This is a genomic window from Nocardioides aestuarii (assembly GCF_039527245.1).
Classification (GTDB): Bacteria; Actinomycetota; Actinomycetes; order Propionibacteriales; family Nocardioidaceae; genus Nocardioides; species Nocardioides aestuarii.
Genome location: NZ_BAAAJT010000002.1, coordinates 604812 through 630045 on the forward strand (window position 1 = coordinate 604812; position 25234 = coordinate 630045).

The 25234-nt window shown below is 73.5% G+C and carries 23 protein-coding genes and 1 riboswitch; of the genes, 13 read left to right on the top strand and 10 right to left on the bottom strand.

What is annotated here, in order from left to right; translation table 11 throughout:
* Positions 1-65 precede the first annotated feature (65 nt).
* Positions 66-1163 carry a WD40/YVTN/BNR-like repeat-containing protein gene (locus tag ABD091_RS03045; protein WP_343915668.1) on the bottom strand — a complete coding sequence of 366 codons (1098 nt, stop codon included), beginning with the start codon at positions 1161-1163 and terminating at the stop codon, positions 66-68.
* 51 nt (positions 1164-1214) lie between these two features.
* On the opposite strand from ABD091_RS03045, the gene ABD091_RS03050 reads away from it, so the two are divergent.
* The 5 genes from ABD091_RS03050 (at position 1215) to ABD091_RS03070 (ending at position 5028) form a co-directional block, all read left to right on the top strand.
* Positions 1215-1787 (top strand): PadR family transcriptional regulator, encoded by a 573-nt coding sequence (locus tag ABD091_RS03050; RefSeq protein WP_343915669.1) that lies wholly within the window; start codon positions 1215-1217, stop codon positions 1785-1787.
* 23 nt (positions 1788-1810) lie between these two features.
* A complete protein-coding gene (locus tag ABD091_RS03055) occupies positions 1811-2641 on the top strand; it encodes an EamA family transporter (protein ID WP_343915670.1) in 831 nt (276 codons plus the stop codon).
* 85 nt (positions 2642-2726) lie between these two features.
* Entirely contained in the window at positions 2727-2930 is a 204-nt protein-coding gene (locus ABD091_RS03060; RefSeq protein ID WP_343915671.1) for a hypothetical protein, read from the top strand.
* A gap of 53 nt (positions 2931-2983) precedes the next feature.
* Complete coding sequence (locus ABD091_RS03065) at positions 2984-3898, top strand: alpha/beta fold hydrolase (protein ID WP_343915672.1); 915 nt, start codon at positions 2984-2986, stop codon at positions 3896-3898.
* On the top strand, positions 3898-5028 hold the full coding sequence (locus ABD091_RS03070; RefSeq protein ID WP_343915673.1) for a PQQ-dependent sugar dehydrogenase: 1131 nt from the start codon (positions 3898-3900) through the stop codon (positions 5026-5028). The genes ABD091_RS03065 and ABD091_RS03070 overlap by 1 nt, the downstream gene beginning before the upstream one ends.
* An 85-nt stretch (positions 5029-5113) precedes the next feature.
* Here ABD091_RS03070 and ABD091_RS03075 read toward each other — a convergent pair whose 3' ends face one another.
* From ABD091_RS03075 to gatC, 8 genes are all read right to left on the bottom strand, one after another.
* Entirely contained in the window at positions 5114-5914 is an 801-nt protein-coding gene (locus ABD091_RS03075) for an ECF transporter S component (RefSeq protein WP_343915674.1), read from the bottom strand.
* Positions 5911-7470, bottom strand: a complete 1560-nt coding sequence (locus tag ABD091_RS03080; RefSeq protein ID WP_343915675.1) for an ABC transporter ATP-binding protein — start codon at positions 7468-7470, stop codon at positions 5911-5913. Before ABD091_RS03080 ends, ABD091_RS03075 begins: the two co-directional genes overlap by 4 nt.
* Positions 7467-8555, bottom strand: a complete 1089-nt coding sequence (locus tag ABD091_RS03085; RefSeq protein ID WP_343915676.1) for an energy-coupling factor transporter transmembrane component T — start codon at positions 8553-8555, stop codon at positions 7467-7469. The genes ABD091_RS03080 and ABD091_RS03085 overlap by 4 nt, the downstream gene beginning before the upstream one ends.
* Before the next feature lie 7 nt (positions 8556-8562).
* On the bottom strand, positions 8563-9462 hold the full coding sequence (locus ABD091_RS03090) for a prolipoprotein diacylglyceryl transferase (protein WP_343915678.1): 900 nt from the start codon (positions 9460-9462) through the stop codon (positions 8563-8565).
* A gap of 2 nt (positions 9463-9464) precedes the next feature.
* Positions 9465-10538 carry a hypothetical protein gene (locus ABD091_RS03095; RefSeq protein WP_343915679.1) on the bottom strand — a complete coding sequence of 358 codons (1074 nt, stop codon included), beginning with the start codon at positions 10536-10538 and terminating at the stop codon, positions 9465-9467.
* A 70-nt stretch (positions 10539-10608) separates the two neighbouring features.
* A riboswitch (cobalamin riboswitch) is annotated at positions 10609-10748 on the bottom strand.
* 138 nt (positions 10749-10886) lie between these two features.
* Positions 10887-12380 carry an Asp-tRNA(Asn)/Glu-tRNA(Gln) amidotransferase subunit GatB gene (gene gatB / locus ABD091_RS03100; protein ID WP_343915680.1) on the bottom strand — a complete coding sequence of 498 codons (1494 nt, stop codon included), beginning with the start codon at positions 12378-12380 and terminating at the stop codon, positions 10887-10889.
* A gap of 1 nt (position 12381) precedes the next feature.
* The gene (gene gatA / locus ABD091_RS03105) at positions 12382-13887 is read right to left on the bottom strand and encodes an Asp-tRNA(Asn)/Glu-tRNA(Gln) amidotransferase subunit GatA (protein WP_343915681.1); all 1506 of its coding nucleotides are present in this window, start codon (positions 13885-13887) and stop codon (positions 12382-12384) included.
* Positions 13884-14198 (bottom strand): Asp-tRNA(Asn)/Glu-tRNA(Gln) amidotransferase subunit GatC, encoded by a 315-nt coding sequence (gene gatC / locus ABD091_RS03110; RefSeq protein ID WP_343915682.1) that lies wholly within the window; start codon positions 14196-14198, stop codon positions 13884-13886. Before gatC ends, gatA begins: the two co-directional genes overlap by 4 nt.
* Positions 14199-14263: 65 nt before the next feature.
* Between gatC and ABD091_RS03115 the strand changes: the two genes are divergently transcribed.
* The 5 genes from ABD091_RS03115 to ABD091_RS03135 all read left to right on the top strand — a co-directional run bounded on the left by ABD091_RS03115 (position 14264) and on the right by ABD091_RS03135 (position 20018).
* A complete protein-coding gene (locus ABD091_RS03115) occupies positions 14264-16252 on the top strand; it encodes an acyltransferase family protein (protein WP_343915683.1) in 1989 nt (662 codons plus the stop codon).
* A 141-nt stretch (positions 16253-16393) separates the two neighbouring features.
* A complete protein-coding gene (locus ABD091_RS03120; protein ID WP_343915684.1) occupies positions 16394-17398 on the top strand; it encodes a cobalamin B12-binding domain-containing protein in 1005 nt (334 codons plus the stop codon).
* 34 nt (positions 17399-17432) lie between these two features.
* Positions 17433-18323 carry an SGNH/GDSL hydrolase family protein gene (locus ABD091_RS03125; protein WP_343915686.1) on the top strand — a complete coding sequence of 297 codons (891 nt, stop codon included), beginning with the start codon at positions 17433-17435 and terminating at the stop codon, positions 18321-18323.
* Positions 18324-18387: 64 nt separating this feature from the next.
* Positions 18388-18906, top strand: coding sequence for a SigE family RNA polymerase sigma factor (locus ABD091_RS03130; protein ID WP_343915687.1), 519 nt, complete (start codon positions 18388-18390; stop codon positions 18904-18906).
* Positions 18903-20018 (top strand): YncE family protein, encoded by a 1116-nt coding sequence (locus ABD091_RS03135; protein ID WP_343915688.1) that lies wholly within the window; start codon positions 18903-18905, stop codon positions 20016-20018. The genes ABD091_RS03130 and ABD091_RS03135 overlap by 4 nt, the downstream gene beginning before the upstream one ends.
* Positions 20019-20021: 3 nt before the next feature.
* On the opposite strand, the gene ligA is transcribed toward ABD091_RS03135, so the two are convergent.
* On the bottom strand, positions 20022-22136 hold the full coding sequence (gene ligA / locus ABD091_RS03140; RefSeq protein WP_343915689.1) for an NAD-dependent DNA ligase LigA: 2115 nt from the start codon (positions 22134-22136) through the stop codon (positions 20022-20024).
* Between the two features lie 80 nt (positions 22137-22216).
* On the opposite strand from ligA, the gene ABD091_RS03145 reads away from it, so the two are divergent.
* From ABD091_RS03145 to ABD091_RS03155, 3 genes are all read left to right on the top strand, one after another.
* Entirely contained in the window at positions 22217-22855 is a 639-nt protein-coding gene (locus ABD091_RS03145; protein WP_343915690.1) for an alpha/beta hydrolase, read from the top strand.
* Positions 22856-22957: 102 nt separating this feature from the next.
* Entirely contained in the window at positions 22958-23545 is a 588-nt protein-coding gene (locus tag ABD091_RS03150) for a TetR/AcrR family transcriptional regulator (RefSeq protein ID WP_343915691.1), read from the top strand.
* A gap of 38 nt (positions 23546-23583) precedes the next feature.
* A complete protein-coding gene (locus ABD091_RS03155) occupies positions 23584-25233 on the top strand; it encodes an MFS transporter (protein ID WP_343915692.1) in 1650 nt (549 codons plus the stop codon).
* The last annotated feature ends 1 nt before the right edge of the window (position 25234 follow it).

Consider the following 25234-nt stretch of genomic DNA (forward strand, 5'->3'; position numbering starts at 1 on the left):
GGTCCGGGAGGTGGTCGAGCCGACCGAGCCCCCGGCGAGGGAGAGTGTCGAGACCTCCGACCCCGTCAGACCGCGGCGGCGCGGACGACCAGGACGTCGGGCAGGTCGCGGTGGATCTCGTTCCACGTCTCGCCCTCGTCGGGCGAGCAGAAGACCGAGCCGTTGCGGCCACCGACGTAGAGCCCGGCGGTGGCGTGGTCGTCGGCGCACATCGCGTCGCGCATGACCGCGGCGTAGTAGGCGTCCGGGAGGCTGCCGTCGCCGAGGAGCTCCCAGCTGGCGCCGGCGTCCGCCGTACGCGCGACCCGCGCCTTGCCGTCGACCGGCCAGCGGGCGCCGGCGCCGCTGATCGGGAAGGAGTACGCCGTGTCGGCGCGGTGGGGGTGGGCGACCATGGCGAACCCGAACTCGGTCGGCAGCCCGGGCGCGATGTCGTTCCACGAGGCGCCGCCGTCGTCGGAGCGGTAGACCCCGCCGTGGTTCTGGAGGTAGAGCCGCTCGGGGTCGGCGGCGTCGCGCGCGACCTTGTGGACGCACTGGCCGAACTCGGGGAAGGAGCGCTCGCCGGGCATGAACTCGGCCTTGATGCCGGTGTTGGAGGGCGCCCAGGTCTCACCGCCGTCGGTGGAGGCGTAGCAGCCGCCGGTGGAGATCGCCGCCAGCACCCGGTCGGGGTCGGTGGGGTGGGGCAGCAGCGTGTGGAAGGCCTGGCCGCCGAAGCCCTCGTTCCACTCGGTGCGGTGGGGGTGGTCCCAGAGGCCGCGCACGAGCTCGAAGGTCTCGCCGCGGTCGGTGGAGCGGAAGACGGCGCCGGGCTCGGTGCCGGCCCAGACGACGCCGTCGTCGCCGGCGGCCGAGCCGGGCTGGAGCTGCCAGACCGACGCCAGCGAGGCGCCGGTGTCCTCGGGGAAGCGGATCGCGCCGTTGGCGGTCTCGTCCCAGGTCTGGCCGAGGTCGTCGGAGCGGTAGACCTGCGGGCCGAACCAGCTCGAGGCCGAGCCGGCGAGCAGCCGCGTCGAGCCGCCCCGCTTGTCGACCATCACGGAGTAGACGCCCTGCATCTCGAAGTGCGGGCCGCTCCACTCCCAGTCGGTACGGCCCTCGTCGGACCGTCCGAGCCACATCCCCTTCTTGGTGCCGACCATCAGCACGGTGCCAGCCATCAGGTGAACCCCTCCCGTTGTTCCTACTAGGAACAGTAGTCTCGGGGAGCGATGAGTCAAGACCTGCCGATCACCTCCTGGGCGCTGCTCGGCCTGCTCTCCTTCGACGGCGAGGACGCCGTCGGGATGACGGGCTACGAGCTCAAGCAGCGCGCCGACTTCACGCTGCGCTTCTACTGGGTCTCCCCCGCGATGTCGCAGGTCTACACCGAGCTCCGCCGCCTCCACGACGCCGGCCTCGTCGCGCCCGACGGCCCGTCCGACAGCCGGGGGCGCGGCACCCGCTGGTCGCTGACCGACGCGGGGCGAGCCGCGCTGGAGGAGTGGATGCGCGAGACCCCCGCCGGCTTCCCCGTCTTCAAGCACCCCGTCGCGCTGCGGCTGATGGTCGGCCACCTGGCCGACCACGCGACCCTCGAGCGGATGCTGGAGGAGTACGCCGGGGAGGTCGCCTCCGCGCGCGCCGACCTCGCCGACGTACGCTCCTCCCTGGAGGGGGCCGACGCCCCGGGCGAGCCCTTCCACCACCCCTCGCTGGTCGCCGACTGGGGCCTGGCCCACTTCGACAGCGAGGCCGAGATCACCCGTCACGTGCTCGACCGACTGCGCGAGGAGGAACGCTGAGCCGGCTGTCCCCCGTCTGGCTCGTGCTCGGCGGGATCGCGTCGGTCCAGCTCGGCGCCGCGGTCGCGAAGACGCTGTTCGGCGAGGTCCCCCCGACCGGCATGGTCTGGCTCCGCCTGGTCACCAGCGCCGTCGTCCTCGGACTCCTGGCGCGTCCCGCCCTCCGCGGTCGCAGCCGCGAGGACTGGCTGGTCGTCATCGGCTTCGGCGTCACCCTCGGCGTCATGAACTGGGCGATCTACCAGTCCTTCGCCCGGATCCCGCTCGGCATCGCGGTCACCATCGAGTTCGTCGGGCCGCTCACCCTCGCCGTCCTCGGCTCCCGCCGGCCGCGCGACCTGCTCTGGGTGGGGCTGGCGGCCGCCGGCGTGCTGGCCCTCGGCCTCCAGCCCGGCGACGTCACCCTCGCCGGCGTGGCGTTCGCGCTCCTGGCCGGCGCGGCCTGGGCGGCCTACATCCTGCTGAGCGCCCGGACCGGCACCCGCTGGCCCGGCCTCGACGGGCTCGCCGTGGCGAGCATCGTGGCGACCCTCCTGCTCACCCCGGGAGCGTTGCTGGTCTCGGGCGAGGCGCTGCTCGACCCACGGATCATCGGCCTCGGCGCCGCGGTCGGTCTGCTCAGCTCCGTCGTCCCCTACTCCTTCGAGATGGTCGCGCTCCGCTCGATCCGCCCGGCCGTCTTCTCGATCCTGATGAGCCTCGAGCCGGCCGCGGCCGCACTGGCGGCGATCGTCGTGCTCGGCGAGCTGCTCACCCTCACCCAGTGGCTGGCCGTCGCCTGCGTCGTCGTCGCCTCGGTCGGTGCCACCCGGTCGGGCCAGCGCCAGGTCATCGGCGAGCCCGCGCCGGACTAGGCGCGTCCGAGGCACGGGCGGAAGTTCACACACTCGTCACGCACGCTTGACGTGTCGGAAAGCCTTGACGCGGCAGGATGGCCGCATGCTGCTCCTCCGCCACCTCGACCGCTGGGCCCGGGCCTCCCAGCAGGCCGCCCGGCGCAACGCGATGGTCGCCGCGACCGAGGCCGTCCGCCGCCGCGCCGAGCGTGAGGAGGCGGCCGCCTACGTGGCCGCCGCGACTGCCCGGCGTACGGCGTCGACCGTCGACGAGGTCGTGGTCCACCAGGTCGCCGTCGGCCGGTGACGTCCCCCACAGCCTGACCTCTCCGCCGGGGTCGCTCGGGCACAATCGGCGCCATGGCCTCCCCCGCTGCCCGCGAGACCACCCACGCCCGGCTCGCGTTCACCGACGTGCTGTCCGACGACGGCACCCGGCTGCGCGCCTGGACCAACGACCCCGACGGCAGCATCGACGGGCCGACGGTCGTGCTCTGCAACGGCCTCGGCACCAACCCGTGGGCCTGGCCGGCGCTCCTCGACCCCGACTGCGGCGTCCGCGTGGTCAGCTGGAACCACCGCGGCGTGGGCGGCTCCGACCGGCCCACCGACCCGTCGCGGGTGCGGATCGAGGAGTTCGTCGAGGACGCCCTCTCGGTCATGGACCACTTCGACGTCGACGCGGCCGTGCTCCTGGGGTGGTCGATGGGCGTCAACACCATGTTCGAGCTCGCCGCCACCCACCCGGAACGGGTGCGGGGGCTCTTCGCCGTCGCGGGCGTTCCCGGCGACACCTTCGCGACGATGCTCGCGCCGTTCCGGCTCCCCCGCTCCGTCGCGCGGACCGTCACCGTCAACGCCTCCCGGGCGCTCAAGCACGGCGGCTGCGCACTCACGCCGATCGCCCGGCGGCTCCCGGTCGGCCGCCGCGCGGTGGCCGCTCTCGGCCGTACCGGCTTCATGCTCCCCGTGGCCGACCCGGACCTGGCTGCCCGAGCGGTCGCGGAGTTCCTCACGACGCCGATCGACTGGTACTTCCACCTCGCGCTCTCGACCTCCCGCCACGCGCGGGTCAGCCTCAGCGGCCTCACGGTCCCGGCGTTCTTCGTCGCCGGCCGCTGGGACGTGCTCTCGGGGTCGCGCGACATGTTCACCGCCGCCGAGCGGATGCGCGACGCGACCTACGTCGAGCTTCGGGGCTCCCACTTCGTCCAGATGGAGCGTCCCGCCGAGGTCCACGCGCTGCTGCTGGAGTTCCTCGAGCGGGTCGGCTGATGCCCCTGCGACGGCTCGTGGCCCTGGCGCTCCCCCTCGCGCTGCTCGCGGGCTGCGGCGAGGACCCCGACGCCGGCCCGGGGCCCGCGACGGTCACCGCCACGACGTCGGAACCCAGCCCGTCGCAGCAGTCCGACCAGCCGGACGAGCGCCGCCCGCCCGAGGTGGTCGGGACGGTCGCCAGCGGGCTGGCCGTGCCGTGGGGGCTCGACTTCCTCCCCGACCGGAGGGCGGTGGTCACCGAGCGCGACAGCGCCCGGGTGCTGGTGGTCGACCCCGACGGCGGCGACCCCGTCGTGGCCGGCACCGTCGACGAGGCCGCCCCGCAGGGCGAGGCGGGCCTGCTGGGCGTGGCGGTCTCTCCGTCCTTCCGGCGCGACTCCACGATCTATCTCTACGTCTCGACCGACACCGACAACCGGGTCGTGCGGGCGACGCTCGAGGACGACGTGCTCGGCGAGCGGGAGGTCGTCCTCGACGGCATCCCCCTCGGCGGCATCCACGACGGCGGCCGGCTCGCGTTCGGTCCCGACGGGTTCCTCTACGTCTCCACCGGCGAGACCGGCGTGGGTGAGCTGTCCCAGGACCCCGACTCGCTGGGCGGCAAGATCCTGCGGATCACCCCCGACGGCGAGCCCGCCCCCGGCAACCCCGACCCCGGTTCCCCCGTCTGGAGCCTGGGCCACCGCAACGTCCAGGGCCTGGCCTTCGACGACGACGACCGGCTGTGGGCCAGCGAGCTCGGCCAGAACACCTACGACGAGCTCAACCTGATCGAGCCGGACGCCAACTACGGCTGGCCCGAGGCCGAGGGGCGCAGCCAGGAGGAGTCGTTCACCAACCCCCGCGTCGTCTGGTCGACCGGCGAGGCCTCCCCGTCGGGGCTCACCTACGTCGACGGCACGCTCTGGATGGCAGCGCTGGGCGGCGTACGGCTCTGGCGGGTGGACGTCGACGGCGGCCGGGCCTCGAACCCCACCGACTTCTTCGTCGGCGAGTACGGCCGCCTCCGCACCGTGGTCACCGCGCCCGACGGGATGCTCTGGGTGACGACCTCCAACCGCGACGGCCGTGGCGCCCCCTCCGACTCCGACGACCGGATCCTCCTCGTCGACCCCGGGACGGGGTGAGTCGTGGGTTGGTGACAAGCGAGTCGCGCGTCCGTGACACGGGGGACGTCACAGTCCCGCGACTCGACGGTCACAACCCCACCACTCAACCGTCGGCGGGGCGGACCAGGGCGCGGCGGGAGGCGCGGCGCAGCGTCGTGAGCACCGCCGGGCCGAGCGCGGCGATGGCGACGGCGTTGGTGACGGCGCGGACGGTGTCCCAGCCGCCGGTCGAGGTCAGCAGCGTGTAGAGGCCGAACCGGTGGAGGTTCTCCATCAGCGGCGCCCCGGGGACGTAGGACAGCGACCGCTCCTCGCCAGGGACGGCGATGCCAGCGACGAAGGGCCAGCCGGAGAGGTTCATCAGGATCCCGAAGGCGTACGCCGCCACGACGCCGTAGACGCAGAGCACGACGATCTCCGCCCGACCCGTCAGTCGTCGCGGCAGCAGGCCGGCACCCATGCCGACCCACGCCGAGACGAGCATCTGGAAGGGCAGCCACGGCCCCACCCCTGCGGTGAGCAACGCCGACGCGAACAGTGACGTGCAGCCCAGCACGAAGCCGAAGCCCGGACCGAAGACGCGGCCGGCGAGGACCAGCATGAAGAAGGTCAGCTCGACTCCGGCCAGGCCGGGCGAGAGCGCGCGCAGCACGGCGTTGACCGCGCTCAGCACCCCGAGGATCGCGAGCACCCGCGGGTCGAGGCCGCCCTCGCTGATCTCGGCGAGGACCACCATCACGACGAGCGGCAGCAGCGCGAGGAAGAGGAAGGGCGGGTCGATCCGCTGGCCGGGCGAGGCCTGGAGCAGCAGCGGCCAGCACAACATCATCAGGCCCGCGAACGACGCGAGGCCCAGCACCAGCGCGGAGCGCGGCGTCAGCCGGACGGCAGCCGGACTGCTCATCGGGCCCCCACCACGTCGTCCACGGTCAGCCAGGGCGGGCCGAGCACCTTGGTGACCTGGGGGGCGAAGGCCGGCGACTGGGCGAGGACCTCGCGCACCGGTCCGCTGGAGACCAGCTCGCCCTCCGCCATGACCAGCGCCCGGTCGGCGGCCTGGGCGACGAACTCGACGTCGTGGGTCGCCACCAGCACGGCCAGGCCGTCGTCGGCGAGCTCGCGCAGCACGGCAGCGAGCGCGGCCTTGCCGGGGTAGTCGAGGCCCCGGGTCGGCTCGTCGAGGAGCAGCAGGCCCGGGGCGCCGACCAGCACGAGCGCCAGGGCGAGGGAGAGCCGCTGGCCCTCGGAGAGGTCGCGCGGGTGCACGTCGTCGGGGATGCCGGGGGCCAGCCGGTCCAGCAGGGCGCGGCAGCGCCCGTCGCCGCCGTCACCGGCGGCGCACTCCTCGGCCACGGTCTCGAGGTAGAGCAGGTCCGACGGCACCTGCGGCACCAGGCCCGCGAGCCCACGACGACCCGTCGCGTCGAGCGTCGCGGGATCGCTGCCGTCGACGGCCAGCCGGCCGGCGTACCGCTCCCGGCCGTGGAGGGTCCAGAGCAGGCTCGACTTGCCGCAGCCGTTGCGGCCCATGAGCGCGGTCACCGTCCCGGCGCGCAACCGGAGGTCGACCTCGCGCACGGCCACGGTCGTGCCGTGGCGCACGGTGAGACCGGAGGCGACGACCCGCTCGTCCCCTGCGGCCGACGCGGCGTCGGTGGGCGGCGCGAGGTCGAGGCCCCGGGCGGCGCGGCGGGCCTCGCGCACGGCCAGCGGCAGCGGCGACCAGCCGAGGGCGCGGCCCAGCTCGACGATCGGCGGTACGACGGGTGCGTCGGCCAGCACCGACGCGGGGTCCCCCACGACGAGGCCTCCGTCGCCGGTGAGCCGGCAGACCCGGTCGGCGAACGGCAGCACGCGCTCGAGCCGGTGCTCGGCGACCAGGACGGTGAGGCCGAGGTCGTGGACCAGCCGGGTGAGGGTCGCCAGCACCTCCTCGGCGGCGGTCGGGTCGAGCGCGGAGGTCGGCTCGTCCAGGACGAGCACCCGGGGGTGCATCGTGAGCACCGACCCGATCGCGACCCGCTGCTGCTGTCCGCCCGACAGGGTCCGGAGGTCGCGGGCGCGCAGGTCGGCGATGCCGAGCAGGTCGAGCGTCTCCTCGACCCGGCGCCGCATGGTGTCGGGCGGGAGGCCGAGCTGCTCCATCCCGTAGGCGAGCTCCTCCTCGACGGTGTCGGTGACGAAGCCCGCGGCCGGGTCCTGCCCGACGTAGCCGACCCGGTCGGCGCGCTCCCGCGGCGGCGTCCGCGTGATGTCGGTGCCGTCGAGCAGCACCGAGCCGATCAGCTCACCGCCGGTGAAGCGCGGCACCAGTCCCGTGACGACGCCGAGCAGCGTGGACTTCCCGACGCCGGTGCGGCCCGCGACCACGACCAGCTCGCCCTCCTCGAGGTCGAGGTCGACGGCGTCGAGGACGGTCGTGAGGTCATAGCGGAAGGTGACCCCGCGCAGCTCGATCACGCGCCCACCGCCCGCCGCTGGTCGGGGGCGCACAGCGCGGCGCCGAGGGCGAGCGCCAGGGCGACGAGGGTCAGGGCACTCACCTGCGGGACGGCGTCGAGCGGCGGGTAGGCGAGCGTCAGCCGGTCGTGGGCGACCCGCCACCCGGCGTACGCCGCCACGAGGCCACCGGCGACGACCACGAGCTCCGGCCACTGCCACCGGTCGGGGCGGTAGCGGGTGCGCTGGACGCGCGAGCCGGCGCTGACCAGGCCCAGGCAGGCGACCGCCAGGCCGCCGAGCAGCATCGGCAGGGCCAGCCAGCGGGGCGCGGTCGGGTCGAGGACGGCGTAGGTGCCGACGCAGACCCCCATCAGACCGAGCAGCATGAGCGCGCCGGTCCGGGTGCGCTGGACCCGGCCGGCGGAGCCGGCGCGGCCGTAGCCACGGGCGTCCATGCCCGCAGCCATCGCGAGGGAGCGCTCCAGCGCGTCCTCGAGGACCGGCACCAGGAAGCGGCGCAGCCCGCGGACCCGGCCCGTGTCGCCGCCACGCAGCGACTGCGCGGCGCGCACGCGCCGGGCGCTGTCGGCGAACTGCGGCAGCATCGTGACCGCGACGACGAGGGCGGTGCCGACCTCGTAGAGCGCCGGCGGGACCGAGCGCAGCAGCCGCTTGGGGTTGGCCAGGGCGTTGGCCGCGCCGACGCTGATGACGATCGCGGCGAGCCGCAGCCCGTCGTAGAGGCCGGCGAGGAGCGACTCCCGCGTGATCGGCCCGAGCAGCACGATGCCGGCAGCGAACTCGGGGAGCTGGATCTCCGGGAGGGCGATCAGGACCGTGCCGGGCACCCCGGTGCCGAGCAGCAGCCGGAAGGCGACGCGGACGACGACGATCACGACCCCGAGGACGACGTAGAGCCGGAACGAGTCGGCCCACGGCTGGTCGGAGCGTCGCAGGGCCACCGCCGTCGCGGCGACCCCGACGACCATCAGCAGCACCAGCGGGTTGGTGGTGGACGACGCGGCGACCGCCAGGCCCAGGGCCCAGGCCCACCAGGCCACGGGATGGAGGTCCCTCGGCAGCCGCGCCGTCCCACGCACCATCGACCGGTCAGGCGGCCCGGCGGCGCAGGTAGGCCGCCAGCCCGGCGATCGCGAGCGCACCACCGGCCGCCGACGGGCCCACCCACACGGGCAGTCCGTCACTGCCGGCGTCGGCCGGCGGCTCGGCCGCCACCGGAGCCTGGTCGGCGTCGGCGCTCGACGTGGCGCTCGGCTCCTCGGTCGGGTCGGCGTCCCGGTCACGCTTCTTGCTGGTGCCGTCGCGGTCCTTCTTCTCGTTCTTCTTCGCGTCGCCGGCCTTCGTGTCGTCGCCGTCACGGGACCGCTCCCGGTCGCCGTCGGCGGACGGGGACTCGGCCGGCGCCGTCGAGGGCGTGCCGGTCGAGTCGCCCGACGACGTGCCGCCGCCCTGGCCACCACCGCCTCCGCCGCCGTTGCCGCCGGGCTTGGGGTTGTTCGGCTCGGGGGAGCTGGTGCTGCCGTCGTGGTCCGGCGGGGCGACGCCCGGCTTGGCCGCGGTCGAGGTGTTGTTCCACGCGAACGCGACAGCACCTCCGTCGGGGACATCGAGCGAGTAGGCGCCCTGGCTGGAGTAGGTCCAGGCACCGTCGGTGCCGTCGGACCACCACAGGCCCCAGTACTTGTTCGCCGGCGGGGTCCGCGCGCACGACTCGTCGTCGGCCGACGGCAGACCGTCGACACGACACACGAAGGCCTGGCCCTGGACGTTCTCCAGGGCGTGGCCGGCAGCCACGAACAGGTCGTCGGCCTGGCCCTGGTCGGAGACGCAGGCCTGGTCGATGCCGCCGCCGAGCTGCTTGAAGTCGACGACGACGGTGACGCCCGACTGCGAGGTGCAGGCGGCCGCGCCGGCCGGGGACGGCGTCCAGACCAGCCCTGCTGCCGCGACCACGAGGGCCGCGGCAGCGGGGCGCAGGAGCGGACGCACGGTCAGCACCCGGCGACGTACCGCAGCCCGGGGACGGCCTGGGCGCTGGTACGACGCCACTGGTCGCGGGTCTCGACCGTGATGCCGTCGGCCTGACCCGCCGCGTAGGCCGCCGCGTCGTAGGCGACGGCTCCCTCCTCGCCCTCGAGCGGCGTGCCGCCCTGGTCACCGGCGACCTGGAGGTCCGCCACCCATGCGGCCGCGTCGGTGGCCGAGTCGCAGCGCCCGGCGTCGCCGAGGATCATCGCGGCGAGGCCGGTGCTGTTGGCGTTGGCGGCCTCGGTCGCCACGCCACCGCCGTGGCCGCCGTCCGCGGCCTGGCTGCGCTCGAGCCAGTCGAGACCCTCGCGGATCGCGGCCCGGGTGACCTTGTTCTTCTTCGGCAGCGCACGCAGCGCGTCGATCGCGAAGACGGTCGCGTCCGTGTCGGGCTGGTCCTTCTTGCCGCGGCACCCCTGCTCGGCCGCCTTGCGACCCGAGAAGCCGAGGCGGAACCAGCCGCGCCCGCACTGCTGCTGCAGGAGGAACCTCCGGACGTCGCCCGCCTTGCGCGAGCCGGCCTTCGCGAGGGTCTCGGCCGCGAAGGCCTGACCGAGCGTGTTGGCGTAGTCGGTGGACGACCGGTCGGCGATGCGGCCCGCGAGGCGGTCGCCCTTCAGGACCAGGCGGTTGAGGCGCCGGAACAGGTTGACGCCGCCGAACTTCTTCCCGGCACCGTTCCCGGTGCGCTGGGCGAACGTCATCAGCTTCGCCGCGGAGTTGGCGTAGACGTCGTCGCCGAAGGTCGTGTAGGCGTCGACGCGGGTGCTCATCGCGTCGCGGACGGCCGCGACGTCGGAGTCGTGGCCGCCGACGCGCTGCAGGGCCAGGCCGACGTCGATGGTCAGGCCGAGGTCCTCGAAGCCGCCGAACTGCTCGTTGTAGACGACCGAGTTCTCGTCGAGCTGGGTGGTGAGCCACGTGGCCCCGTCGTCGACGGGAGCCGCCCCGGCGGGCGCCTGGAGCATGGTGGCGGTGACAAGTCCGGCCGCGACGACGGCGACCGGGCGCAGGAACGTGCGCCTGAACGTGGACATGGTGGGTCCTTCCCGCTGCACACGGCGGACCAGCGCTCGCTGGGTCCCCGCCGTTCTTCCTCGACAGCGTTCATTGGGACGACGAGTGGCGGGTGCTCCGGCTCGTGGTCACCCTCGCCGGACCAGGGTCCGATCGGGGCTCCCACCTACGGTTGCGGGTCAGCGCCGGACTTCGACCGGCTTCCCCCGACCACACGCGTGATGTGGATGTGAGTGGTTGAGCAGCCTCACCCTAACCCGCCGACCGGGCACTCGGTGACCCACCCAGACCACTGACCGGGCACTCCCCGGCCCTTGCGGGCCGGACAGTGCCCGGTCGACGGGTTCACAGGGCCGGGAAGTGCCCGGTCAGGTGAGCTTCTCGAGGATCAGCTCGCGGACCCGGGCGGCGTCGGCCTGGCCGCGCATCTCCTTCATGACCGCGCCGATGAGGGCGCCGGCGGCCGCGACCTTGCCGTCGCGAATCTTGTCGGCCACGTCGGGGTTGGCGGCGATCGCGTTGTCCACGGCGGTCGAGAGCGCACCGTCGTCGGAGACGATGGCGAGGCCGCGACCCTCGACGATCTGCTGCGGCGTCCCCTCCCCGGCCAGCAGGCCGTCGAAGACCTGGCGGGCCAGCTTGTCGTTGAGGGTGCCGGCGTCGACGAGGCCCTGCACCTCGGCGACCTGGGCCGGGGTGACGCCGAGGTCGGCGAGGTCGACCCCGGTGTCGTTGGCGCGCCGCGCCAGCTCGCCCAGCCACCACTTGCGCGCGGCCTGGGGCGCGACGCCCGCGGCGATCGTCTCCTCGACCAGGCCGAGCGCGCCGGCACCGACGGTGTCGCGCATCTCGAGGTCGGAGAAGCCCCACGCGGCCTGGAGCCGCGCCCGCTTGGCGGTCGGGTTCTCCGGCAGCGTCGCCCGCAGCTCCTCGACCCACTCGCGCGAGGGCGCGACCGGCACCAGGTCGGGCTCGGGGAAGTAGCGGTAGTCCTCGGCGTCGGACTTCTCGCGGCCCGAGGTGGTGATCCCGGTGTCCTCGTGCCAGTGGCGGGTCTCCTGGAGGATCGACGAGCCGCCGGAGAGGACGGCCGCATGGCGCTGGACCTCATAGCGCACGGCCCGCTCCACGGAGCGGAACGAGTTGACGTTCTTGGTCTCGGTGCGGGTGCCGAGCGTGCCGGAGCCCTTCGGCGCCAGCGACAGGTTCACGTCGGCGCGCAGGTTGCCCTGGTCCATCCGCGCCTCCGAGACGTCGAGGGCGACGATCAGGTCACGCAGCTGCTGGACGTAGGCCCGGGCGACCTCCGGTGCCCGCTCCCCCACGCCGGTGATCGGCCTGGTGACGATCTCGATCAGGGGGATGCCGGCGCGGTTGTAGTCGACCAGCGAGTGGGACGCCCCGTGGATCCGGCCGGTGGAGCCGCCGACGTGGAGCGACTTGCCGGTGTCCTCCTCCATGTGGGCCCGCTCGATCTCGACCCGGACGGTCTCACCGTCGTCGAGCTCCACGCCCATCCAGCCGTCGAACGCGATCGGCTCGTCGTACTGGGACGTCTGGAAGTTCTTCGGCATGTCCGGGTAGAAGTAGTTCTTCCGGGCGAAGCGGCACCACTCGGCGATCGAGCAGTTGAGCGCGAGCCCGATCCGGATCGCCGACTCGACGCCGATCCGGTTGACGACCGGCATCGCGCCGGGCAGGCCCAGGCAGACCGGGCAGACCTGGCTGTTCGGCTCGCCGCCGAAGGTGGCCGGGCAGCCGCAGAACATCTTCGTCGCGGTGTTGAGCTCGACGTGGACCTCGAGCCCGAGCGCCGGGTCGTACGCCGCCAGCGCGTCGTCGTAGGAGAGCAGGTCGGTCATCTCAGGACTCCAGTCCGGTCGCGCGGTCGAGCAGCGGGCCGCCCCACTGGTCGGTCAGCAGCTTCTCCAGCGCTGCGCCGACGCGGTAGACCCGGTCGTCGGCCAGCGCCGGGGCGAGCACCTGGACACCGGCCGGCAGCCCGTCCTCGTCGGCGAGGCCGCTCGGGACGGAGATCCCGGGGACGCCGGCGAGGTTGGCAGGGATGGTCGCGAGGTCGTTGAGGTACATCGCGAGCGGGTCGTCGAGCTTCTCGCCCAGCTTGAACGCGGTCGTCGGCGCGGTCGGCGAGACCAGCACGTCGGCCTGGCCGAAGGCGGCGTCGAAGTCGCGCGTGATGAGCGTGCGGACCTTCTGGGCCTGGCCGTAGTAGGCGTCGTAGTAGCCGCTCGACAGCGCGTAGGTGCCGAGGATGATCCGGCGCTTGACCTCGTCGCCGAAGCCGGCGTCACGGGTGGCGCGCATGACCTCCTCGGCGCTCGGGCTGCCCTCCGGCACGACGCGGAGGCCGTAGCGCATCGCGTCGAACTTGGCGAGGTTCGACGACGCCTCGGCGGGCAGGATCAGGTAGTAGGTCGCGAGCGCGTGGACGAAGCTCGGGCAGGACACCTCGACGACCTCGGCACCGGCCCCGACCATCAGGTCGACCGACTCCTGGAAGCGGGCGAGGACGCCGGGCTGGTAGCCCTCGCCGCCGAGCTCCTTCACCACGCCGATGCGCACGCCGGACAGGTCGCCCGACTGGCCGGCCCGCACCGCGCCGACGAGGTCGCCGACCGGGGCGTCGATCGAGGTGGAGTCGAGCGGGTCGTGACCGCCGATCAGCTCGTGGAGCAGCGCGGCGTCCTCGACCGTCCGGGTCACGGGACCGACCTGGTCGAGGGAGTTGGCCAGCGCGACCAGGCCGTAGCGGCTCACGCCGCCGTAGGTCGGCTTCACGCCGACCGTGCCGGTCACGGCACCGGGCTGGCGGATCGAGCCGCCGGTGTCGGTGCCGAGCGCGAGCGGGGCCTCGTAGGACGCCACCGCCGCGGCGGAGCCGCCGCCGGACCCGCCGGGAATCCGGTCGAGGTCCCACGGGTTGTGGGTCGGGCCGTAGGCCGAGTGCTCGGTCGAGGAGCCCATCGCGAACTCGTCCATGTTGGTCTTGCCGAGGATCGGCAGCCCGGCCTCGCGCAGCTTGCGCACCACCGTCGCGTCGTACGGCGGCACCCAGCCCTCGAGGATCTTCGACCCGCACGTGGTGGGCAGGCCGCGGGTGGCGAGGACGTCCTTGACCGCGATCGGCACGCCGTCGAGCGCGGACAACGGCCGGCCCGCGGCGCGTCGCTCGTCGGAGGCGGCCGCCTCGGCCAGCGCCCCCTCGGTGTCGACCTGGAGGAAGGCGTGGACCCGGTCGTCGACCTCGGCGATCCGGTCGAGGTGGTTCTGGGTGACCTCGACGGAGGTCACCCGGCCGGCGGCGAGGTCGTCGGCGAGCGAGGCGGCCGTCGTACGCGGGTGGCTCATGCCTCCTCCCCCAGGATCCGCGGGACGCTGAAGCGCTGCTCCTCGGACTCGGGGGCGCCGGAGAGCGCCTCCTCCGGGGTCAGCCCGGGCACGACGACGTCCTCGCGGAAGACGTTGGTGAGCGGCACCGGGTGGGACGTCGGCGGCACGTCCTCACCCGCGACACCCTGGATCGAGGCGATCGACTCCAGGATCACGCTCAGCTGCGGGGCGAGGTGGTCGAGCTCGGCGTCGGAGAGGTCGATCCGGGCCAGGTCGGCCAGGTGGGCGACCTGCTCCCGGGTGATGGACGCACCGGAGGGTTCAGGCATGGGCGCCATCCTATGGAGCGTCCTCGACGCGACGTCACTCGGTGGTCGGGCCTATTCTCGCGGCCGTGACCTGGTCCTACCGCCCCGCCCTCGACGGCCTGCGCACGGTGGCGGTCTATGCGGTGGTCCTCTTCCACACCGGTCACCCGTGGGCGTCGGGCGGATTCCTCGGCGTCGACCTCTTCTTCGTCCTCTCCGGCTTCCTGGTCACCGGCGTCCTGCTGTCCGAGATCGACCGCACCGACCGGCTCCGGCTGGGCTCCTTCTACGCCCGTCGCGTACGCCGCCTGCTGCCCGCCGCCCTCGTCGCCATCGTCGTCACCTGCATCGCCTTCGTGCTGGTGCTGCCCGTCACCGAGCGGGTCTCGCTGATCTCCGACGCCCAGCACGCGCTGCTCTACGTCGCGAACTGGCACTTCCTCGCCGAGTCGGGCGACTACTTCGCCGCCGACGCCGAGCAGAGCCCGTTCCTCCACTTCTGGTCGCTCGCGATCGAGGAGCAGTACTACGTCGTCTTCCCGGTCCTGCTCTGGCTGCTGATGAAGCGCGGCCGTCGTACGACGGGAGGTGTGCTGCTGGCGATCCTGCTCGCGTCCGTCGCCGCCCAGCTCTACTGGGCCCAGGCCGACCCGACCCACGCCTACTACGGCACCGACGCCCGGATCTACCAGCCGCTGGCCGGCTCGCTGCTGGCCCTGCTCGTCTTCGGCCGCGGCCACCGGATGGCCCATGTCCGGTGGGGGGCGGCGACCGCGGTCGCGCTCCCGGTCTTCCTGCTGCTGTGCACCGGTCTGGTGCCGATGTCGCCCTCGTGGCGCGGGATGATCGCGACCGTCGCGGCCGGCGCCCTGGTCTGCGGCGTCGTGCTCGCCGAGGAGGGCCGGCTGACGAAGGTGCTCAGCCACCCGGTCCCGGTCTACCTCGGAAAGATCTCATACGGCACCTACCTGTGGCACTGGCCGGTCATCAAGCTGCTCGAGGAGACCGTCACGACCCGCCCGGTCGTCGTGGCCGCGATCGCGGTGCCCATCAGCACCGCCATCGCGGCACTGTCCTACCAGGTCCTCGAGACGCCGATCCGGCGCTCGGCGTACCTCGACCGGTTCGCGTGGACCCCGGCCGTCGCCGGTGTCGCCCTCTCGGCGATCGTCGCCGTCACGGTCGTGCCGGTGGTGCTCGGCCAGGACCGACGGCCCCCGCTGGCCGAGGTCGACGGCACGGGCCAGGTCACCGCACCCGAGACGGTGGCGGTCCCCGCCGACGTCGACTGGGAGCAGGTCGTGGGCGACTACGGCGACGTCGGCTGGTGCACCGCCGACGACCCGTCGGCGTGCACGGTCGTGGAGGGCGACGGGCCGCACGTCCTGCTCATCGGGGACAGCCAGGCGCAGTCGCTGGTCCCGATGTTCACCGACCTCGCGGAGGAACGCGACCTCACCCTGTCGCTCAACGTCGTCGAGGGGTGCCTGTGGCAGGAGGGCCTCTACAACCGCAAGTCGAGCGACGAGGAGAAGGAGAACTGCGTCGACGCCCGCGTCGACTGGTACGCCGACGTCCTCCCCGAGCTCGACCCGGACGTCGTGGTGATCATGTCCCGGCCGCGGGACGACGCCGACGAGTGGTCCGACCTCGTACGACGCCGCGACGGTCGCGAGATGTCACTGGCGAGGATGACGCGGGTCGAGACCCGGAGGACGCTGCGCGACATCTCGCGTGTCGTGCCGCGGACCCTCGTCGTCGACCGGCTGGTCATGCCGGAGACCTTCGACCCGCCCGACTGCCTCACGACCGTCGCCGACGCCGCCGAGTGCTCGGTCCCGGCGAAGACCGTCCTGAGCGCGACCGACCGGCTCGTCCACCGGCTCGCGCTCGAGGGGCCGGAGGTGCAGCCGGTCGACCTCAACCCGGCGCTGTGCCCCGACTCCCCGATCTGCCTTCCCGTGGTCGACGACCAGGTCGTCTGGCGCGACGACCACCACGTCACGGCGTCCTACGCCGTGAGTCGCCGCGACGCCGTGTGGGAGGCCCTCGCCCGCACCGGCGCGGTCGGCTGAGCCGGCGGGCCGCTGCTTGTAACGCCGGGTTGTGGCTTGTTCCACCCGGGAAATAGCCTGGGGGGAACAAGCTGTAACCCGGCGTTACATGCACCCGTGCGGGTGGGGCGCGGCGTACCCGATCTTGCCTAGGCTGATCCGATGCCCGCTCCGATGATGATCCCGGCGGCCGACCACTACTGGTCGACGCTCGTGCGCCAGGACGGCGAGGGCGCCTACCAGGTCGTGCGACGCATGGTCGACATGGGCGTGCCGCTGCCCGACGCGCTCGAGGGCATCGTCGTCCACGTCCAGCAGCGCATCGGCGACACCTGGGCGGCCGGCGAGTGGTCGGTCAGCCAGGAGCACGCCGCGACGGCGATCTCCGAGGAGGTCGTCCGCCGCCTGATGGACGAGGTCCCGCCGCCGGGCACCGGCCGGCGACCCATCGTGGTGGCCTGCGCGGAGCACGAGACCCACAGCCTCGCCGCCCTGGTCGTGACCGCCTCGCTGCGGTCGTGGGGCTGGCCGGCCGAGTACGTCGGGCCCGACGCGAGCTCCGACCAGCTCCTGCGCCGCATCGACGAGGTCCAGCCCACCGCGGTGATGATCAGCGCCTCCCTCTCCTCCTCGCTCACGCGCGTCGCGCGCTTCGTGAACGCCGTGGCCCACTCCGGCGTGCCGGTCGTCGTCGGAGGCGCTGCCTTCGACAGCGGCGGGCTGCGCGCCACCCGCCTCGGCGCGAGCGCCTACGCCGCCACGCCGGCGGCCGCGAGGGCGTTGCTCGACGACCTGCCCGCCAGCCTCCCCCACGCGGTCGTGCCGCAGCCGGGGCTGGTCCACGAGGAGGTCGCACGCCTGGAACAGCTGGCCGAGGACCTCTCCCGCGAGGTGCTGGAGCAGGTCGTCGGCCCGGTGACCATGCCGGACGACGACAGAGGCCTCGACCACTGGCGGATCGTCCTCGCGACCTACACGCCCCACCTGGTCGCCTCGATGGCCGGCGGCGTGCTCACCGACGACCCGACGGTCCCGGCGGCGGCCCGGGCCTGGCTCGACGGCGTGATGGTCCGGCGCGGCGCGCCGGCCGGTGTCACCGACGAGGTGTGGGCCGGGCTGCGCTCCCGGCTCGCCGACTTCCCGGCGACGAACGCGCTGCTGGCCTGAGCCGCCGCTTGGTGGGGGCTGCCACCGTGGACGGGTGACCCCTCGCCTCCTCGTCGTCGCGGCGCTGGCCGGTCTGCTGACCGCCTGCTCCGCCGGCAGTGCCGCGCCGGACCCCGCGCGGGCACCGGCCGCACCGACGACGTCGGCCACCGCCGAGGCGCCCACCGGCCCCCGCCTGGACTACGTGGCGATCGGGGACTCCTTCACCGCGGCCCCCGGACTGCCGGGGTCGTCGCTGCCCTGCCTGCGCTCGGAGGAGAACTACCCCTCGCTCGTCGCGGACGACCTCGGCTCGCGGTTCCGGGTCCGGCTCGACGACCGCAGCTGCGTCGGCGCCGACACCGCCTCCGTCACGTCGGCCCAGGAGCTCGGCGGCGGCCGGATCCCGCCCCAGGCCGGCGCGCTCGACCGGCGTACGGACCTGGTGACGCTCTCGCTGGGCGGCAACGACGACGGCTTCTTCGTCCGGCTGCTGACCGGCTGCCTGGGGCTGGGCGCCTCCGCCGACGACGCGCCGTGCGAGGTGGCGCCGCTGGTCGAGAGCCTCACCGGCGTGCAGGACCGGTTGGTCGCGGCCGTCGACGACGTGCGTCGCCGCGCCCCCGACGCCGAGGTCGTGGTGGTCGGCTATCCGCAGATCGTTCCGAAGCGCGGGACCTGCGAGGGCCTTCCCGACGACCCCGCGGCCCGCTCGGTCGCACGCCAGGCGAACCAGGCCCTCGTCGACACGGTCGCCGGTGCGGCGGCCGAGGCGGGGGTGACGTACGTCGACCTCGCACGCGCCTCGCGCGGCCACGAGCTCTGCAGCGACGACCCGTGGGTCAACGGCGCCGGCTCCGACCCGAGCGGTGCGATCCCCTTCCACCCGTTGCCGGCCGGTCAGCGGGCCGTCGCCGACCTGGTCGTGGAGGCGGTGCGGGGCTAGACCCAACCGCCGGCGCTCCTGCCCGCATCTTGTGGGGTGACACCCTGTCTCGAGGAGGAGCCGGATGACCCGACCACCCACCGATGCCGAGTTCACCGAGCTCGTGCACGGCACCTGGGGTTCGCTGTACCGCACGGCCTACCTGATCCTGGGCGACCACGGACTGGCCGAGGACCTCGTCCAGACCGCCCTGGCGCGTACCTACGCGTCGTGGGGGAAGGTCCGAGAGGTGGCCGCTGCCCCCGCCTACGCCCGGACGACGCTGCACAACACGGCCGCGGAGTGGATCCGCAGGAAGTCGTGGCGCCGGGAGCTTCCCACCGAACAGACCGCCGAGACACCCGTCGAGCCGTCCGACCCCACCCTGCGACCGACCGTGCTCGCCGCACTGGCCCGGCTCGCGCCCCGGCAGCGCGCGGTGGTCGTGCTGCGCTACTACGAGGACCTGTCGGTCGCCGAGACCGCCCGCGCCCTCTCCTGCTCCGAAGGCACCGTGAAGTCGCAGACCTACGACGCGCTCGCCGTGCTCCGCACCCACCTCGGCGACTCCGTCGTCCCGTTCACCACCGGGAGCCCCTCATGACCGAACGACTCACGCAGCTGCTCCACGACGAGGCCACCGGCCTCGTGCCGCCCCCGCCCGACGCCGCCTCGGTGATCGGAGCGGGCCGCAGGATCCGCCAGCGGCGCCGGGTCACCGGCGCGGTGGTCGCGACCGTGGCGGCCGTCGTCGTCACGAGCGTCGGTGTCGGGCTCCTCGGCGGCAGTCCGGAGGCACGCGACGTCGGGCCCACGTCGCCCGATGCCGCCACCCCGGCACCGGCCGCGTACGGCGTGGGGTCCGACGTCCACGTCGGTGACCGGGTCGCACAGGTGCCGGACACCGTCCACTCGCTCCACTACACGTCGGTCGGCGTGCTCGTGCGCAGCAACCCGAACGGCGGTGCCTCGGACGGCTCCGGACCGGAGTCGCTGACGCTGGTGCGATGGGACGGATCCACCGAGGACCTCGGGACGATCCCGGAGGGCGTCGGACCCGCCACGGACCCCGCGCGCGACGTCTACGTCCTCGCCGAGCCCGAGGGGGACGGGTTCGTCGCGGTCGTCCGCGACGCGGGGACGGGCGAGGTGGTGCAGACCGTGCCACTGCCCGACCTCCCGCCCAGCTATTGGGAGGTGCCGCCGCTCACGCTCGACGCCGACCGGTTGTTCGTCGGCTACCGCACCAAGACCGCCGTGGTCGACCTCGCGACCGGTGAGACCTCGATCGCCGAGGGCCTCGACGGTGGCATGCAGCTCGTGCGGGGTGGTCACGTGGTCGCCGGGGACGGGGAGTCCTTGTCCGTCCTCGACGCTGCCACCGGCCAGCCGGTGCTCGACGTCGAGGTCGAGCCGGGCACCGCCCCCTACGGCATGCTCTCGCCCGACGGACGCTTCCTCCGCGTGGTGCGCCAGGACCTCCCTCCCGGGGCGGAGGACGTGATGCAGGTCTACGACGTCTCCACCGGCTCCGTGCAGGAGTTCGCCGGCAGCGACGGGTGGGGCTGGACCAGCGACGGCGACCCGTTCCGCGTCGGCGGCGGCACGCTGACCCGCTGCGAGGCCGACACCGGCGACTGCACGGACAGCCCGGCCCCCGGCGGACCGGGAACGAACGCCGACGTCCGCCTGGGCGGCATGACCTACGAGAGCTGAGGATCAGATCCCGTCGGGGCCGGCGTCGAGCAGCTGCTTGAAGCCGGCCTCGTCGAGGATCGGTAGGCCGAGCTGCTCGGCCTTCTCGGCCTTGGAGCCCGCGTTCTCGCCGACCACGACGTAGTCGGTCTTCTTCGACACCGACCCCGCCGCCTTGCCTCCCCGGCTGAGGATCGCCTCCTTGGCGGAGTCGCGGCTGAACTCCTCGAGCGAGCCGGTCACCACCACCGTGAGGCCCTCGAGGGTGCGGGCGACCGACTCGTCGCGCTCGTCCTCCATCGAGACCCCGGCGGCGGCCCACTTCTCCACGATCTCGACGTGCCACGGCACCTCGAACCACGCGATGACCGCGGCGGCGATGGTGGGCCCGACGCCCTCCGCGGCCGCGAGCCGCTCCTCGCTCGCCTCGCGCAGCGCCGCCATCGAGCCGAACTCCTGGGCGAGCGCCCGCGCCGCGGTCGGACCGACGTGGCGGATCGACAGCGAGACCAGCACCCGCCACAGCGGGACGTCGCGACGATCGGCCAGCTTGTCGAGCAGCGCCCGGCCGTTGGCGCTGAGGACCCGACCGTCCCTGGTCGTGCTGCCGTCGTCGGCCTTGCCCGCCGCGCGGGTGTAGAGGTCGGTCCGCAGCAGCTTGGCCTCGTCGAGGTCGAAGACGTCGCCCTCGTTGACCACGACCCCCGCCTCGAGCAGGGCCATGACCCCCTCGTAGCCGAGGTGGTCGATGTCGAACGCGCTGCGGCCGGCGACGAAGGAGAGCCGGGCGCTGACCTGGCCCGGGCACTGCTCGTGGTTGGGGCAGCGCAGGTCCTTGTCGCCCTCCTTCTGCTCGGCCAGGGTCGTGCCGCAGGAGGGGCACGCGGTCGGCATCACCCACGGCTCGAGACCCTCGGGGCGTAGCGGCAGCACCGGTCCGACGATCTCGGGGATCACATCACCGGCCTTGCGCAGGATGACCGTGTCACCGGGCCGGACGTCCTTGCGCTTGACCTCGTGGGCGTTGTGGAGCGTCGCGTTCTCGACGGTCGAGCCGGCCACCCGGGTCGGCTCCATCACGCCGAAGGGCGTCACCCGCCCGGTCCGGCCGACGTTGACCTCGATCGAGAGCAGCTTGGCGTTGACCTCCTCGGGTGGGTACTTGAACGCGATCGCCCAGCGGGGTGCCCTGCTGGTGGACCCGAGCCGCCGCTGCAGGGAGACGTCGTCGACCTTCACGACCACGCCGTCGATCTCGTAGGGGACGATCGTGTGACGCCGCTCGCCGGCGTCGTCGATATAGGCCTCGACCTCCTCGAGGGTGGCCAGCACCTTGACCGCCTCGGACACCGGCAGGCCCCACGCGGCGAGCGCCTCGTAGGCGTGGGACTGGGCCTTCGGCTCGAAGCCCTTCCGCTCCCCCACGCCGTGGCAGACCATCCCGAGCGCGCGGGTGGCCGTCACGCGGGGGTCCTTCTGTCGCAGCGACCCGGCCGCGGCGTTGCGGGGGTTGGCGAAGACCGGCTTGCCGGCGTCGGTCATGGACTCGTTGAGCCGCTCGAACGCCTCGACGGGGAGGAAGACCTCCCCGCGGACCTCGAGGAGGTCGGGGACCGGGAACTCGTCGGTCGCGGTCAGCTTGTGGGGCACGGAGTCGATGGTCTTGACGTTGGGGGTGACGTCCTCGCCGGTGCGGCCGTCACCGCGGGTCAGCGCACGGACCAGCCGTCCCCGCTCGTAGAGCAGGTTGATGGCGAGGCCGTCGACCTTGAGCTCGCACAGCAGCGGCGGCTGCTCGATCCCGTCGCGGCCGAGACGGGCGTACCACGACTGGAGCTCCTCGACCGAGAAGGCGTTGTCGAGGCTCTGCATCGGCTGGAGGTGGTCGACCGCGGTGAACTCGGTCGAGACCGCACCCCCGACCTTCTGGGTCGGGCTGTCGGGCGTCCGGAGCTCGGGGAACTGCTCCTCGAGCTCCTCGAGCTCGCGCATCCGCACGTCGAAGTCGGCGTCGGAGAGCGTCGGGTCGTCGAGGACGTAGTAGCGCCAGCGCGCGTCCTCGACCTGCTCGACCAGCTCGCCGTGGCGTTCGCGGGCCTCAGCCGGTGCGACCTTCGGCTCCCCGTCTCCCGTCGTCATGGCGCCCATCCTGCCGCACGCCGCCGACACCCCATCCGCCACTCCGGCGGCGCCGAACACCCGTCGTGGAGACTCGATCCGTGACCTCGACCGAGACGACCGACCCCACCCCCGGTCTCGACGCCTTCGCCTCCCCGGACTCGCCCACGGGCGTCGTGCTGATGCTCCACGGGGGCAAGGAGCGCAGCCAGCAGGTGGTCGACGGACGGAGCGCGTCCTGGCGCCGGTCGGCCGCCATGGCCCGCCGGGTGGCCGAGCGGGCCGACGGTGCCGGTGCCGCCGTACGACTCCTCCGCTACCGCCGGCGCGGGTGGAACGCCGGGGCCCCGGTCGAGGACGCCCGTTGGGCGCTGGCAGAGGTACGCCGCGAGCTCGGCGACCTGCCCGTGGTGCTGCTCGGCCACTCGATGGGCGCGCGCACGGCCGTCCACGTCGCCGACGACCCGCTGGTGCGTGGCGTGGTCGCCCTGGCCCCCTGGTTCCCGCGCGACGAGCCGGTCCGCGCCCTCGCCGGCCGCACCCTCCTCGCCGCCCACGGCAGCCGCGACAAGATCACCTCGGCCCGCGCCACCCGGGCCTTCGTCGAGCGCGCCCGCGCCGCCGGTGCCGACGCCACGTTCGTCGACATGGGGCCGGTCGGCCACTACATGTTCCGCCGCATCGAGGCCTGGAACACCACCGCCACGGACGCGGCGTTGGCGCTCCTGCGCGACGCCTGAGGCCGCCCTCGGCGAATTCACTGGCTGTTCGCTTGCGAAACGAAACCGTTTCGTTCTATCGTTTGGAACGAAACCGTTTCGTTCCATCGACAGGAGTACGCCGTGGTCCCCGACGCCGCCGCCGTCCGCCCCCGCGTGGAGGGTGACCGGGAGCGCGAGATCCTCGACGCCGCGCTCACGGTGCTGGCCGACACCGGCTACGACCGCCTGACCATGGACGCCGTCGCCACGGAGGCCAAGGCGTCGAAGGCGACGCTCTACCGCCGCTGGAGCTCGAAGCCGGAGCTGGTCGTCGAGGCGATCTGCTCCCACAAGGAGCACCCGCCCGTCCCCGACACCGGAAGCCTGCGCGGCGACCTGCTCGCCGCACACTGCGGCATGGGGGGCCTCCAGGACCCCCGCGCCGTCGCCATCCAGGCCGCCGTCGTCACCGCCATGGGCCGCGACCCCGAGTTCGCCGCCACCTATCGCCGCGAGTTCATCGGACCCAAGATCGCCCGCTCCCGCGAGATCTTCGCCCGGGCCGTGGCCCGGGGCGAGATCAGCCCCGACCTCGACCTCGAGCTCATCTCCGGCGCGCTGCCGGGGATCGTGCTCCACCGCATCTTCCTGCTCGGGGAGGAAGGCACGCCCGCCCTCGTCGAGCGCGTCATCGACCAGGTCATCCTGCCCGCCGTCACCAGCCGTTGACGCGCGTCCCGCACCACCAGACCACCCGAGAAGGATCCATGTCCGACACCGTCAAGCCCGCGCCGGAGGTCACCCCGGCCCAGCACCGCCGCCTCACCTGGGCGCTCGTGCTGCTCTCGCTCGCCCAGCTGATGGTGGTGCTCGACTCCACCATCGCCAACATCGCGCTCCCCTACATCGGCAACGACCTCGACATCGAGCAGGCCAACCTGTCGTGGGTCGTCACCGGCTACGCCCTCACCTTCGGCGGCTTCCTGCTGCTCGGCGGACGCCTGGCCGACCTCTACGGCCGTCGCCGGATCTTCATGACCGGGGTCCTGGTCTTCGCCGCGGCCTCCCTCGTCGGCGGCACGGCGCAGAACGAGGCCGTCCTGCTCGTCGCGCGGGGCGTGCAGGGGCTCGGCGCCGCGATGGCGTCCCCTGCGGCCCTCGCCCTCATCACGACCACCTTCCCGGCCGGCAAGGAGCGCAACCGCGCCTTCGCCGTCTTCGCCTCGATGGCGGGCGTGGGCGCAGCCGTCGGCCTGGTCCTCGGCGGCTGGCTCACCGGCCTCGACAGCCCGCTGGGCATCGCCGGCTGGCGCTACACCTTCCTCATCGTGATCCCCATCGGCGTGGGCGCGGCGTTCTTCGCCCCCCGCGTCTTCGCGGAGTCCGAGCGGCACACCGGCCAGCTCGACGTGCCCGGCGCCATCACCGGCACCGGCGGCCTGCTCGCCATCGTCTACGGCCTCTCCCGCGCCGGCGACGAGCGCTACGGCTGGACCGACGGGTGGACGCTCACCAGCCTGGTCGTCGGCGTCGCGCTGCTCGGCGTCTTCATGCTGATCGAGTCGCGGGTCGAGCACCCGCTGCTGCCCTTCCGGATCCTGCTGTCGAAGAACCGCGCCACCGCGTTCGCGGTCATGATGATCGCGCCGGCGGCGATGTTCGCGATGTTCTTCTTCCTCAGCCTCACCGTCCAGCTCGTCCTCGGCTACTCGCCGCTCAAGACCGGCTTCGCGTTCCTGCCGTTCTCCGTCGCGATGATCATCTCGGCGACGGCGGCCTCGAAGCTGATCGGCCGGGTCGACCCGCGGTTCCTCTCCGGGATCGGCACGCTGCTGTCGGCCTCCGCTCTCTACGGCTTCCACCGGATCACGGTGCCCGAGGACGGTGCCTCGATCCTCGCCTCGCTGCCGGCGGACATGGGCGGCCAGGGCGTCCCGCTCGGCGCCGACGTCAGCTACTGGACCCACATCCTGCCGTTCGTGGTGCTGATGGCCTTCGGCATGGGCCTGAACTTCGTCCCGCTGACGCTCGTCGCCGTCCACCGGCTCCGCCGCGAGGACTCCGGCATCGGCTCGGGCGTCCTCAACACGATGCAGCAGGTCGGCGGCGCCCTCGGCCTCGCCACCCTGAGCACGGTGGCGCTCCACTTCAGCCAGAGCCGGGCCGACGAGCTCGCCCCGGGCGTCGCGCAGGCCGCCACGGCCGCGGGGCTCGACCAGGGGATGCCGGCCGAGCAGTTCCAGCAGACCGTGGGCCAGCTCGCCGGGCTGGGTGCCTTCACCGAGGGCGCGACCATGGCGTTCCTGGTCGGCAGCCTGATGATGGTCGGCGCGTCCGTCCTGGTCTGGCTCTTCCTCGACGTCAAGCACGAGGAGCTCGCCTCCGACGAGGCCCCGGAGGGCGTCGGCGTCCACTGAC